We start from the raw sequence: 12,841 nt of genomic DNA, 5'->3' as shown, positions 1-12,841 counted from the left end.
TGACAACTCCCGGTCGATGTTCTATTTTTCATATTTTAGATTGCTCGAAAACACAATAGATGTTAATTGGCTACTAGGCTTGCGAACTAATTTTTGATATGATATGTTGTTTAAAGTGAATAACGAATTAAAAAATGAACTAGAAAGTTAGACATGGACAAATAAAACATTTCTAATGATTTAGCAGATAAAACATTACATTTTAAAACTTATGATTATGAGAAAATCGATTATTTTATTAGCCTTGATATTGGGTGGCGTTACAGCAAATGCCCAATCAGTTGTAGAAGGTACAAAAGTAACAGACAATTGGTCTGTGGAAGTCAATGCCGGTGCAATCACTCCCCTTACTCACAGTGCTTTCTTTAAAAGTATGCGTCCTGCTTTTGGAGTGGGAGTTTCCAAGCAATTAACTCCTATCTTCGGTTTGGGATTCCAAGGAATGGGATACATTAATACTACTCCGAGTAAAACATCTTTCGATGCTTCCGACGTCAGCGTATTGGGTAAAGTCAACCTGATGAACCTGTTTGCAGGTTACAAAGGCGAACCCCGTTTGTTTGAAGTGGAAGCCGTTGCAGGAATGGGCTGGTTACATTATTATGTGAATGGTGATGGAGATCAGAACACTTGGTCTACCCGTTTGGGATTGAATTTCAACTTCAACTTGGGCGAAAGCAAAGCATGGACATTGGGTATCAAACCTGCCATTGTATATGATATGCAAGGCACTTACCCCGAAACAAAGAGCCGTTTCAATGCCAATAACGCAGGTTTCGAATTGACAGCCGGATTGACATATCACTTTAAGACAAGTAACGGAACACATCATTTTGCAAAAGTGAGAGTGTACAACCAAGCTGAAATTGACGGATTGAACTCTTCCATCAATGCGCTTCGTTCGGAAGTGAACAACAAAGACGGTCAGATCAGCAACGCCAACCAGCGCATCAACGGACTGCAAGAAGAACTTGAAGCCTGTCGTACAAAAGTTGTTCCGGTAGAGACAGTAGTGAAAACCGCCCGTGTACCTGAATCTATCATTACTTTCAGACAAGGTAAATCATCGGTTGACGCTTCCCAACTTCCTAACGTGGAACGTGTAGCTTCATACATGAAGAAATATGCTGACTCAAAAGTAGTTATTAAAGGATACGCTTCTCCGGAAGGTAGTGTGGAGGTCAACGCAAGAATCGCTGCTGCACGTGCAGAGGCTGTAAAAACTATCCTTGTTAATAAATACAAGATTAGTGCATCCCGCATCACTGCTGAAGGTCAGGGCGTAGGCGACATGTTTACTGAACCGGATTGGAACCGTGTAAGTATATGTACGATTGAAGATTAAACAGATAGATTACATAAATAGAATAATGAAGGCTGCCCAAAAGGCAGCCTTTGTTGTATGTACTGGTTTTATAGATAAGCGGCTTATTTTTGAATAAGCCTGAAAGATTAGTAAACAGATTTCTTTGTACATTACATAAAATAGCTATTTTTGCAAGTATTGTTCATGCGCGTTCTGTGTTGAGTGTGCAAATATCAACCATTAAAAACTGTATTATGAAGAGAGTATTCGTTTTCCAAGATTTTAAATCGCAGAAATTCTGGAGTATAGAGGTAGTCGGAACAGATGTTACTGTAAATTATGGTAAGCTGGGGACTGACGGACAAACACAAGTGAAAAACTACGCAACTACTGAAGACGCTGAAAAGGCTGCCAACAAACTGATTGCAGAGAAGACAAAGAAAGGTTATGTGGAAACTGCCGAAGAAACTGCACGTGAAATGAAAGTGGAAGCTAAGAAATATACATTGAGCTATGATGAGTATGAAAACGATGTGAAGCTTTTGGATAAGATATTGAAAGACAAGCATCTCTCTGAATATAAGCAAATAACGATTGGCTGTTGGGATTATGAAGGTGATGACTGTTCGGCTTTGTTACAAGGCCTCATTGAAAATAAGGACAAGTTTGCACAGATAGAAGGCCTGTTTTGGGGTGATATTGAACAGGAAGAACAGGAGATTTCATGGATTGAACAAGCCGACCTTAGTCCGCTGCTCGATAGTATGCCTAAATTGAAGGATCTGAAAATAAAAGGAACAAACAATCTGCGCTTGGGAAAAACTTCACGTCCGGAGTTGCGGTCGCTGGAAATAATCAGTGGTGGTCTGCCTACTGAAGTGGTAGAGGACATTCTTGCTTCTGATTTTCCCAATCTGGAAAAACTGATTCTATATGTTGGTGTGGAAGATTACGGATTTGAAGGTGACATTGAGATCTTCCGTCCGCTTTTCTCCAAAGAGCGTTTCCCGAAGCTGACTTATCTGGGGCTTGTTAACTCTGAAGAACAGGATAGTATTGTAGAAATGTTCCTGGAATCGGATATTCTTCCTCAACTTGAAACCATGGATATTTCGGCCGGTACTCTGAAAGATGAAGGTGCACAGTTATTGCTGGATAATATGGATAAAATCGCTCACTTGAAGTTTATCAATATGCGCTATAATTATTTGAGTAAGGACATGAAGAAACAGTTGCAGAACCTTCCTATGAAAATAGACATTGCCGAAACCGAAGAGGCGGATGAATATGATGGTGAATTGTGGTATTACCCGATGATTACAGAATAGGAGATGCAGATAATCGTTGTCAGCAACTCTTTATCCAAACGTATAGAATACTTTGTTGAAGCAGGTAAGCACTTGCAGACAGAAGTTTGTTTTATGACTTATGAGGAACTTTTTAGCTGCTTGCCGCTATTGCGGCAGGCAGTTATCAAACTGGAACCCTGTGTAAGTGATGAAACTGATTTCCTGAAATATGCGCTGTTGAATCAGGCATATAAGGAGACATTGCAACGTTTGAGCGAGATGAGCCTGCCTGATGATGTGTGCTTTTTAAATACTCCTGATGCTTTGTTGCGTGCTCTTGATAAAAAGGAAACAAAAGAAGTCCTGATGGACAAAGGGCTGAAAGTGACTCCGATGTTACCGTCTCCACACTCTTTCGATGAGTTACGGCAGCTTCTTGCCGATTGTGGTAGAGGATGCTTTTTAAAACCCCGTTATGGTTCGGGTGCGGGAGGCATTATGGCGATTCGTTATCAGCCCAACCGGAATAAGTGGGTAGTCTATACTACGTTGCGGCAAGTGGACGGAGTGATTCATAATACCAAACGAATCAATCGTTTGAGCGTGGAAAAAGAGATAATCCCGTTGGCAGAAGCTGTGATACAAACAGAAGCTATCCTCGAAGAATGGATTCCTAAAGCACAATTGCAAGGAGAAAATTACGACCTTCGGGTAGTGTGCCGGGAGTCTGAAATAGATTATATCGTTGTGAGATGCAGTAAAGGAAGCATAACGAATTTACACCTGAACAACAAGGCGCATTGGTGGAATGAATTGTCTCTATCCGAAGAGGTACGGCAACAAATCTATTTTCAATGTCAGGAAGCTGTGCAATCCTTGGATTTGCGTTATGCAGGAGTAGATGTATTGATAGAAAGAGGGACGGATATTCCTTATATAATAGAAGTCAACGGACAAGGAGACCATGTTTATCAGGATATGTTTGCTCATAATTCTATTTATACTCAACAAATAAAAAACATAAAAAAGAAATATAACCATGCAAATAGATGAACTGCCGGCTGGCGAACAGACCCGTCATCCGGATCTGGATATGAATCAGGTGGTGGGTACTCATGATATATTGATGCTTTGCTTTGACACCTTGCGGTATGATGTCAGCAAAGAGGAAGAAGCGGCCGGAAGAACGCCTGTACTGAACAGCCATGGAGGAGAATGGGAGAAAAGACATGCTCCGGGAAATTTCACTTACCCGTCTCATTTTGCCATCTTTGCCGGATTTCTGCCTTCTCCGGCAGAACCTCATTCACTGCGTAGTCGTAACTGGTTGTTTTTCCCCGTGCAAGCGGGTACAGGACGTATTCCGCCCAAAGGAAGTTATCCATTTACAGAAGCAACCTTTGTGCAGAGCCTTGCCCATACAGGCTATGAAACGATTTGTATAGGTGGCGTAAACTTCTTTAGCAAGCGTAATGAGCTGGGGCGTGTATTCCCCGGTTACTTTACTAAAAGTTATTGGCTGCCTACCTTTGGATGCACAGCACCCGATAGTACTGAAAAACAGATTGATTTTGCATTGAAAAAACTAGAAAATTATCCGGACGACAAACGGATCTTTATGTATATCAATTTTTCTGCTATCCATTATCCGAACTGTCATTATGTGGAGGGTAAAATGAAAGATGATAAAGAATCACATGCGGCTGCCCTGCAATATATTGACAGTCAGTTACCTTGTTTGTTTCAGGCTTTTCAGAAACGGAGCAATACGCTGGTGATTGCCCTTTCCGATCATGGCACTTGTTATGGTGAAGATGGGTATGAATACCATTGCATATCTCACGAAACGGTTTATACAGTCCCTTACAAACACTTTATTTTAACGAAACAATGAATCAACAGCTACCACGATATGTAGACTATATGTATAGCTATCCACATAAAACTGCCTATCGTCCTTTTCCATCTCCGGTTTCGCTGCTTCCTTACCTGGAACAGGTGGAAGGGCAGAAGGCATCGCTCTATTTCCATATTCCTTTTTGTAGTCATAAATGTGGATATTGTAACCTGTTTTCTCTACAAACCAATCGTGCGGATTATATCGCAACTTATTTGGAAACCCTTCATAAGCAGGCACAACAATTGTCACCTCTCACCACCGGACTGATCTTTGACAGTTTCGCCATTGGAGGAGGTACACCGTTGCTTCTCACCGTTTCCCAACTGGAATACTTATTGGAGACGGCTGCCCTGTTCGGAGTGCATCCCTCACATGCTTTTACTTCCATAGAAACCTCACCGGAGTATGCTGATCCTGCCCGTTTGACATGGTTGAAACAGGCAGGAGTGGATCGTATAAGTATCGGTATACAAAGTTTTCTCAACGAAGAGTTAACCGCTTTGAAAAGACGTCCTCGGCAAGACACGATCAATCAGGCGTTGGAAACTATCCGGAAGATGGAATTTCCTTTTTTTAATATCGACTTGATTTACGGAATCAAAGGACAAACAGTGGATAGTTTTCTCTATTCCTTGGAGCAGGCTCTTCTGTTTCAGCCTAACGAACTCTTTATCTATCCGTTATATGTGCGACAGGGAACAGCTATCACGGAGCGGGAACCTGATGATGTCTGTTTCCGGATGTATTGTACCGCCCGTGATCTGTTGAAAGACAGAGGCTTTCTACAAACTTCGATGCGGCGTTTTATTCATCATCCGTCTACTGATGCGGAAATTTCCTGTGGAGATGAAGTGATGCTTTCGTGTGGTTCCGGCGGACGTAGTTACTTGGGTAATTTACATTATGCCACCCGGTATACTGTTTCTCAACACTGCATTGCCGGAGAGATAGATGACTATATGGGCACTGCTGATTTTACAGTAGCTCGCAATGGATTTATTCTCTCTCAAGAAGAACGAAGGCAACGTTTCATCATTAAAAATCTGATGTATTATATGGGGCTTGATAAAGCCGAATATAAGCGTCGTTTTGGCGAATCACCGGATGATATTCCATTATTCCGGCAACTGGCAGAACGGCAATGGATAGAAAATACAGATGACCGCATTTGTCTTACTTCCGAAGGAATAGGATATTCTGATTATATTGGTCAGTTGTTCATTACTCCTGAAATAAGAGGGCTGATGGAAACTTATTCTTATTGAACGAAATGGAAATGAAAAACGAGGGGGATTTACTTTCCATCAAGCGTATCTATTATCGCGGTAAATTGAATAGCTGCAATTATACCTGCTCTTACTGTCCTTTCGGCAAAAAGTCACATCTGACAGCCACTACGCAGGATGAACAGGCGTGGAACCGTTTTATTACGGCTATTGAACAATGGAAAGGGGGACCGTTGCAGTTATTTATTATTCCTTACGGTGAAGCATTGATACATCGTTATTATCGGAAAGGGATCATTCATTTAGCGGCGTTGCCACAAGTGGCCGGAATTTCCTGTCAGACTAATCTTTCTTTTTCGGCCGATGAATGGCTGGACGAATTTCCGGCTACACCGGCATTGATAAGTAAGATAAAGATTTGGGCCAGCTTTCATCCGGAAATGACTTCAGTAGAAAGTTTTGTCCGGCGACTTCATACGCTTTATAATGCAGGAATACAGGTCTGTGCCGGAGCGGTAGGCAATCCGATGGCAAAAAGTGTACTTAGCGATTTGCGAAATGCTCTTTTGCCGGATATTTATTTGTTTATTAATGCTATGCAAGGTTTGAAGTCTCCGTTGAGCGTAGAAGATATTCGTTTTTTTACGCAACTGGATAACCTTTTTGAGTATGATTTAAAAAACGCTTCGGCTCAATGGACTATCTGTTCGGGAGGGAGAAGTAGTTGTTTTATTGATTGGAAAGGAGATATCTTTGCTTGTCCCCGAAGTCAGGTGAAGATAGGAAATCTTTATCAGAATCAGATCTTGGACCCCTTGCTTCCTTGTCGGCGGAAGGTCTGTGATTGTTACATTGCTTTCAGTAATTTGACTAATCATCCTTTGCATCGAATAATGGGAGCAGGTGCATTTTGGCGGATCCCGGATAAGCCTTTCATTACTTCCGTGTTTTTTGATGTGGATGGAACACTTACCGATGCACAGGGAAGGGTTTCAGAAAGTTATGCCCATGCTTTGCGGTACATAGCGCAATTTGTTCCCTTATATCTTGCTACTTCTTTATCTATGCAACAGGCACGGAGAAAGTTAGGCAAGACTCTTTTCAGCCTGTTTGAAGGAGGGGTGTTTGCCGACGGTGGATTACTGGTATATGGCGGGCAGAGCCAGTGTATGCCGGTTGAATTGCTACTGGACATAAACGAAGAATCCACAAAGATAACGGCGCATAGCTATGAAGGTCAAGTCTATAAATACAGCATGCTGGTTTATGATAAGGAAGAGAGAATAAATATTCTTTCTCGCTTAAAAGAGAAACCTTATCAGGTGTTTTATAAACCACCTCTTATTACGGTTATCCATAAGGAAATTGATAAACGGAAAGGAGTGCTTCATATATGCAAGGCTTTAGCTTTTCCCCTTGACCAAGTATTGGTTGTCGGAAATTCACTGAAGGATTGGGAGATGATGTCAGTGGTGTCTCATTCTTGTGCAGTGATGAACGCCGAACCACTTTTAAAAGAACGTGCCCGCTACACGCTGAATCCGGACCGATTGGCTGCTTTCTTCCGCTTCCGGGAGTAGAAAAGCGGCTGCAATAAAAGCTTCACATTGATACCTGATTGTACCATTCAAAAATAAAAATCAGTTATAATTTGGTAGTTATAAAAACAAAGCCCATATTTGCAGCCCGAAAATAGGGACAGGCATAAAAATCCTCATCGGAGGGTGCTATAATAGATAATTATAGTGCTGGATAAGATGAATGGTGTAAATCATTCGCTTGTCCGGCACTATTTTTTATTGTAACAATTTAAGATAAGAGGTAAAGTAGCGGAGAAACTATGAAAGAGTTAAATTTGACACAAGGAAGTGTTCCGAAGGTATTGCTGCAATTTGCAGTACCTTTTCTTATTGCCAATGTGCTTCAGGCACTTTATGGTGGAGCCGACTTGTTTGTTGTGGGGCAATATGATGATTCGGCAAGTGTGGCGGCTGTGGCTATCGGCAGTCAGGTGATGCAGACGATTACGGGTATTATTCTTGGCATTACGACAGGCACAACCGTGCTGATTGCTATCGCTATCGGAGCAAAAGATGACCGGAAAGTAGCTTTTACAATCGGTTCTTCCGTGTGGCTATTTTCAATCGTAGGAGTCTTGCTGACCTTGGTCATGCTGGCATTTCATGGGCAGATAACCGAACTGATGCACACGCCTGCGGAAGCGATGGCTGATACTAAAAACTATATTCTGGTATGTTCGGCTGGTATTCTGTTCATAATAGGGTATAACGTTGTATGTGGTATCCTGCGTGGATTGGGTGATTCAAAGACACCGCTTTATTTTGTAGGCTTGGCATGTATAATCAATATAGTGCTCGATTTTATACTGGTCGGCTATTTCCATTGGGGAGCTACAGGAGCGGCTATTGCTACTGTAACCGCGCAAGGCGTTAGCTTTGGAATAGCGCTTTGGTTCTTATACCGGCATGGATTCCACTTTGATTTCTCACGGAAGGATATCCGTTTGAACCGGAATCTGTCTAAAAAGATCATGGTATTGGGAGCGCCTATTGCTTTGCAAGATGCTTTAATCAATGTTTCATTTCTGATAATCACTGTCATTGTGAATCAGATGGGAGTCATTGCGTCTGCTTCTTTAGGTGTTGTTGAGAAAATCATAGTGTTTGCCATGTTGCCTCCGATGGCTATATCATCGGCTGTGGCAACCATGACTGCACAAAATTACGGGGCGGGACTTATCAAGAGAATGAATAAATGTCTTGCTTCCGGAATAGGGATTGCTCTTGTTTTCGGTGTGTCGGTTTGCGTGTATTCGCAATTCCTGCCGGAGACTCTTACCGCTTTTTTTACGAAAGATGCCGCTGTGGTGGCAATGGCAGCAGAGTACCTGCGGGGATATAGCATCGACTGTATCGTAGTCAGTTTTGTGTTCTGCATCAATTCTTATTTCAGCGGACAAGGGAACTCGTTATTCCCGATGATTCACAGTCTGATAGCCACGTTTCTGTTCCGTATACCATTGTCATACTGGTTCAGTCAGATGGATAGCTCGTCGCTGTTTATCATGGGATTTGCTCCACCCATTTCAACGGTGGTTTCATTATTGATTTGTATCTGGTATTTGCGATATACCCAAAGGAAATTATACTTGAGAGGCACATTGATGCCTGCTATGTCGAATTAGGTGTTTTTAGGTGACATATATTAACTAAAATCTATTTTGTATGGAAGCTTATTTGAAGAAACTCTGTTTTGAGTATCAGGTTGATGAAAAAGAAGTGAAAGAGCTGTTGGCTCGTATGGAAATGGTGTATCTGGATAAAGGAGAAACGATTGCATCTGCCACAATGCCCGAGCAGAGCTTGTATATTATTGTTTCCGGCATTCTGCATACATACACGACTCATGAAGGAGAGGATAGAACCATCCGGTTTTTATCTGAAGGGGATGCTGTATTGTGCTATAACTCCAGTCAATATGCTGTAAAGGCGCTGACGAAATGTGCTGCTTATTACATCAGCGAAGAGGAGATTGAAGAGTTGTGCGCAACATCTATTTCGTTTGCCAACTTGGTTCGTCAACTGATGGAATATCAGTTCTATTTTAAAGAAGAAGAGAATATGAACGTTCGTAAACTGACGGTAAGAGAGAGGTATCTTTCTTTATTGGCAGAAATCCCAGATATTCTGTACAGGGTACCTTTGAAGTATATTACTCATTATCTGGGTGCCGATGTAACCAGTTTGGGATATATGGCTGGAAGTTCTAAATAGGAAATATAACCTGGACATCTATTTTTCTATGTATTCCTTATCAGATGGTTCATTGACTATTCAAAATTGAGTTTGAAAAGTCTTTGGATTATTTGGTAAGGAATATTATTTTTGTATTCCAAATGAAAAACTCAATACCTCGATATACTTTTTATAAGAATAAGTATGGAAGCGAACTTTTGGTCGATGTGGTAGAACTGAAATATGTGAAGAAGTTCTTGGCTGAAAGTGCTATTCACACGTTGAATTATTATGATGTTACTTTTATAACAGAAGGTAAAGGGACGTTTTCAGTCGATAACCAAACCTATGAAGTAACCCCATGTGACGTTCTATTCTCTAAACCGGGAGAAATCCGGAACTGGGATACGCGTCATATCATCAATGGTTATGCGCTGATTTTCGAGGAAGAGTTCTTGTCTTCCCTCTTTAAAGATTCTTTGTTTGTACAGCATCTTTCGTTTTTTCAGCTGGAAAGCTTTTCATCAAGACTGCATTTGCCAGATGAGCTTTATGCCCGTATACTCCAAATTTTGCATCATATAAAGATGGAGATCGACTCGTATCAGCAAAACGATGTGCATGTATTGAGAGCGTTGCTTTATGAAGTCCTGATGTTATTGGACCGGGCTTATCTTAAAATGACTTCGATAGAGGAGGGCAGGAGCAGAGAAGCGTCTAATAATCATGTAAGTAAATTCATGAATTTGGTAAATATCCATTCGAAAGAGCAACACTCGGTTCAGTATTATGCGGATAAACTCTGCATTACTTCAAACTATTTGAATGAGATGGTAACCTCGACAATGGGGTTCAGCGCCAAACAATATATTCAGAATAAAGTGATGGATGAGGCTAAAAGACTGCTCGTTTATACAAACGTCCCTATATCGGATATTGCTTTTGAACTCTGCTTTTCAACGGTCTCCTATTTTATTCGCAGCTTCCGGCAACATACGGGAGAAACTCCATTACTTTATCGGAAAACACATAAACCGTAAAAAGTACTATTTTCCCCTTTCTTTTTATTACGCCGTTCCTCTTCTATTTCTCTACTTTCGCATCAGATAATAACTAACAATAAAAAATGAAATGATGAGAGACGCAGAAAAAACAGTAGGGAACATGATTGATAAGTTGAAAACAGCTTTTATCGGTTCTATAGACAGGGAGGGATTTCCTAATATCAAGGCAATGTTGCAGCCAAGAAAAAGGGAAGGGATAAAAACGATTTATCTGACAACGAATACTTCATCCATGCGTGTGGCGCAATACCGGGAAAACAATCATGCGTGTATTTACTTTTGTGATACAAGATTTTTTAGAGGTGCGATGCTGCGGGGTACAATGGAAGTATTGACAGACAGTGCCAGCAAAGAAATGATTTGGCAGGAGGGTGATACCATGTATTACCCGGAAGGAGTGACAGATCCCGACTATTGTGTATTGAAATTTACGGCAACTTCCGGTAGGTTTTATAGTAATTTCAAATCGGAGAGCTTTATCGTAGAATAAAACTCATAGTATATAAGAGATACTAAGAGACAGCGCTTTTATAGTCTCAATGTGCTATTTTTAAGATTGTATAAAAGAATAGCAACTTTAAAAACAATGAACCAGTGAATAAACGGCATAAAATAGTGCAATAATATGCGGAAATACAGGTCTATTTCGCATAAAACTACATACGGAATGCATCTTTTCTTGTTGGCAAAGCGTTCGTTCCTCGGTGAGGAGCGGGGTGTTCCTCGGTGTGCGTCGCTAGCTTCCTCACCGAGGAACTTGTTTGTCATCGGTGAGGAAGCTGAAACTGGTCTTTTTGAGGGTGGTTTTTCTCTAGTTTGGCATAACTGTTAGAAAGGATAGGAATAATAAAAAGAACGGTTATCTTAATATTTTATGTTGAATGGTGAATGAATAATGGAAAATAGCTGCTATTTGGATGATATATGTCCCAAATGATAATAATAAAGAACTTTCTCCCGACAGATGCCGGGCTTTTTTCTATTTTTCTTAAATCGTTATGCTATTGTCTCTCTTTCTGATTGCTTAAATATTCCTTTTTTAAGAATGGTCATTCTTTCATTCATTTTATGCTCCCGGACAGAATCCGTTTTTATAAAACAGATAACTTTCCTCTATCGCATCGGCAGTATCAGCTTCTAATGCATATAATATTTCTTTGCAAAATTCCAATTGCCCGGTTCCGTTGGCAGTTACAATATTCTCGTCTCTTACAGCTTGTTCATTGATATAGTTCGAATCGCCTGTATATTTATCCCCAGCATACTGTTTTAGATAATTGAGCGTATTGCTGGTATGCTTTACCTCATTAAGGAAACCGTGCATACCCAGAAAAACAGAAGCATTACATATTCCGGCAACTAATTTCTTTTCTTTAATAGCTTTTTCTACAAGTGGAACTATTAATTCAGCTTCAGGTGAGAACCAGTTCATACCGCCAATTAACACCAGCCCCGCATAATCTTCCGCCATATCTTTTAGCCTATAATCAGGCAGCACTCTGAATCCGCCTATTGAACTTACGGGTTCTTGAGTTATTGATAGGGTTTTCACTTTATAACTAATAGGATTTCCGGGCTTGACTCCCTGATTCAAACAGGTAGCTATATATGCGCCTTCCCAGTCGGCGAACCCTTCTAAAATTACAAATATTACTTCTTTCATATATGATTCTAATTTTTAGTGAGTACAAAGGTGTGATATTTAATTGACTTTTGTAGTAGTAATTGTGGTAAAATATCGAATAATACAATTAAAATATGATTATTCAGTTTACAATAGGAAACTTTTTATCATTCAAAGAGCAATGATGAAGGGCGTGAAGTAAAAACTATAACTTTTCCATTCAGGAAAAATGAATTGGAAGGTACAATACCTTATGGGGGAGTGCGATACGCTCGGAAAAGAAATGACTCAATTAACGGAAGATAAATTTTTGTCCGTACTGGGACTGTCAATACACAAACAGGTAAACTTGTCGTCGCAGGTTATTATGATACAAACAATAATAACAAGTATGACAAAACAGATAAGGATGAAATCTTAATCTATGATTTGAAAACCTTGAAGTTAGCTTCGAGAATATGATTTCCGGCTAGATAGCCAACTGTGTACAAAGTAGAAAAGTGAAATAAAAAAACTCTGTAATCATTGAATTACAGAGCTTTTTCTTTGTTTCACTTTCTTAAGAAGCGGTGCGTACGGGACTCGAACCCGTGACCCCATGCGTGACAGGCATGTATTCTAACCAACTGAACTAACGCACCAAATTTTAATTGGATTAACTCATTTCTATTCTCTTT

11 protein-coding genes and 1 tRNA gene are annotated in these 12,841 nt (G+C 40.5%); 10 read left to right on the top strand and 2 right to left on the bottom strand.

Annotation, left to right across the window (positions count from 1 at the left end; translation table 11 throughout):
- Positions 1-211: 211 nt before the first annotated feature.
- The 10 genes from HMPREF0106_RS13400 to HMPREF0106_RS13445 all read left to right on the top strand — a co-directional run bounded on the left by HMPREF0106_RS13400 (position 212) and on the right by HMPREF0106_RS13445 (position 11,030).
- Positions 212-1,345, top strand: a complete 1,134-nt coding sequence (locus HMPREF0106_RS13400; protein WP_004317719.1) for an OmpA family protein — start codon at positions 212-214, stop codon at positions 1,343-1,345.
- Positions 1,346-1,560: 215 nt separating this feature from the next.
- Entirely contained in the window at positions 1,561-2,634 is a 1,074-nt protein-coding gene (locus HMPREF0106_RS13405; RefSeq protein WP_032851299.1) for an STM4015 family protein, read from the top strand.
- A gap of 3 nt (positions 2,635-2,637) precedes the next feature.
- Positions 2,638-3,648 (top strand): STM4014 family protein, encoded by a 1,011-nt coding sequence (locus tag HMPREF0106_RS13410; protein ID WP_009039850.1) that lies wholly within the window; start codon positions 2,638-2,640, stop codon positions 3,646-3,648.
- Positions 3,635-4,489 (top strand): STM4013/SEN3800 family hydrolase, encoded by an 855-nt coding sequence (locus HMPREF0106_RS13415; RefSeq protein WP_009039849.1) that lies wholly within the window; start codon positions 3,635-3,637, stop codon positions 4,487-4,489. Before HMPREF0106_RS13410 ends, HMPREF0106_RS13415 begins: the two co-directional genes overlap by 14 nt.
- Positions 4,486-5,760 carry an STM4012 family radical SAM protein gene (locus HMPREF0106_RS13420; protein ID WP_009039848.1) on the top strand — a complete coding sequence of 425 codons (1,275 nt, stop codon included), beginning with the start codon at positions 4,486-4,488 and terminating at the stop codon, positions 5,758-5,760. The genes HMPREF0106_RS13415 and HMPREF0106_RS13420 overlap by 4 nt, the downstream gene beginning before the upstream one ends.
- Before the next feature lie 11 nt (positions 5,761-5,771).
- Positions 5,772-7,301, top strand: a complete 1,530-nt coding sequence (locus tag HMPREF0106_RS13425) for an STM4011 family radical SAM protein (protein ID WP_032851311.1) — start codon at positions 5,772-5,774, stop codon at positions 7,299-7,301.
- Between the two features lie 260 nt (positions 7,302-7,561).
- Positions 7,562-8,926, top strand: a complete 1,365-nt coding sequence (locus tag HMPREF0106_RS13430) for an MATE family efflux transporter (RefSeq protein WP_009039846.1) — start codon at positions 7,562-7,564, stop codon at positions 8,924-8,926.
- A 40-nt stretch (positions 8,927-8,966) separates the two neighbouring features.
- Positions 8,967-9,515: a Crp/Fnr family transcriptional regulator gene (locus tag HMPREF0106_RS13435; RefSeq protein ID WP_009039845.1), complete on the top strand. Its 549-nt coding sequence runs from the start codon at positions 8,967-8,969 to the stop codon at positions 9,513-9,515.
- 122 nt (positions 9,516-9,637) lie between these two features.
- Positions 9,638-10,516, top strand: a complete 879-nt coding sequence (locus HMPREF0106_RS13440) for an AraC family transcriptional regulator (RefSeq protein ID WP_008771206.1) — start codon at positions 9,638-9,640, stop codon at positions 10,514-10,516.
- Positions 10,517-10,607: 91 nt separating this feature from the next.
- Positions 10,608-11,030: a pyridoxamine 5'-phosphate oxidase family protein gene (locus HMPREF0106_RS13445; RefSeq protein ID WP_004317738.1), complete on the top strand. Its 423-nt coding sequence runs from the start codon at positions 10,608-10,610 to the stop codon at positions 11,028-11,030.
- Positions 11,031-11,606: 576 nt separating this feature from the next.
- Here the strand turns inward: HMPREF0106_RS13445 and HMPREF0106_RS13450 are convergent.
- On the bottom strand, positions 11,607-12,203 hold the full coding sequence (locus HMPREF0106_RS13450) for a type 1 glutamine amidotransferase family protein (RefSeq protein WP_009039844.1): 597 nt from the start codon (positions 12,201-12,203) through the stop codon (positions 11,607-11,609).
- Between the two features lie 528 nt (positions 12,204-12,731).
- A tRNA-Asp gene (locus HMPREF0106_RS13455) sits at positions 12,732-12,805 on the bottom strand.
- Between the last annotated feature and the right edge of the window lie 36 nt (positions 12,806-12,841).

Source organism: Bacteroides sp. D22 (genome assembly GCF_000163675.1).
In the GTDB taxonomy this organism is placed as follows: Bacteria; Bacteroidota; Bacteroidia; order Bacteroidales; family Bacteroidaceae; genus Bacteroides; species Bacteroides xylanisolvens.
This window is presented reverse-complemented; position numbering and strand designations above follow the sequence as displayed.

Coding starts and splice junctions, on each gene's coding strand:
- HMPREF0106_RS13435 (WP_009039845.1), top strand. CDS start 8,967: ATGGAAGCTTATTTGAAGAAACTCTGTTTTGAGTATCAGGTTGATGAA.
- HMPREF0106_RS13400 (WP_004317719.1), top strand. CDS start 212: ATGATTATGAGAAAATCGATTATTTTATTAGCCTTGATATTGGGTGGC.
- HMPREF0106_RS13430 (WP_009039846.1), top strand. CDS start 7,562: ATGAAAGAGTTAAATTTGACACAAGGAAGTGTTCCGAAGGTATTGCTG.
- HMPREF0106_RS13415 (WP_009039849.1), top strand. CDS start 3,635: ATGCAAATAGATGAACTGCCGGCTGGCGAACAGACCCGTCATCCGGAT.
- HMPREF0106_RS13440 (WP_008771206.1), top strand. CDS start 9,638: ATGAAAAACTCAATACCTCGATATACTTTTTATAAGAATAAGTATGGA.
- HMPREF0106_RS13420 (WP_009039848.1), top strand. CDS start 4,486: ATGAATCAACAGCTACCACGATATGTAGACTATATGTATAGCTATCCA.
- HMPREF0106_RS13405 (WP_032851299.1), top strand. CDS start 1,561: ATGAAGAGAGTATTCGTTTTCCAAGATTTTAAATCGCAGAAATTCTGG.
- HMPREF0106_RS13425 (WP_032851311.1), top strand. CDS start 5,772: ATGAAAAACGAGGGGGATTTACTTTCCATCAAGCGTATCTATTATCGC.
- HMPREF0106_RS13410 (WP_009039850.1), top strand. CDS start 2,638: ATGCAGATAATCGTTGTCAGCAACTCTTTATCCAAACGTATAGAATAC.
- HMPREF0106_RS13445 (WP_004317738.1), top strand. CDS start 10,608: ATGATGAGAGACGCAGAAAAAACAGTAGGGAACATGATTGATAAGTTG.
- HMPREF0106_RS13450 (WP_009039844.1), bottom strand. CDS start 12,203: ATGAAAGAAGTAATATTTGTAATTTTAGAAGGGTTCGCCGACTGGGAA.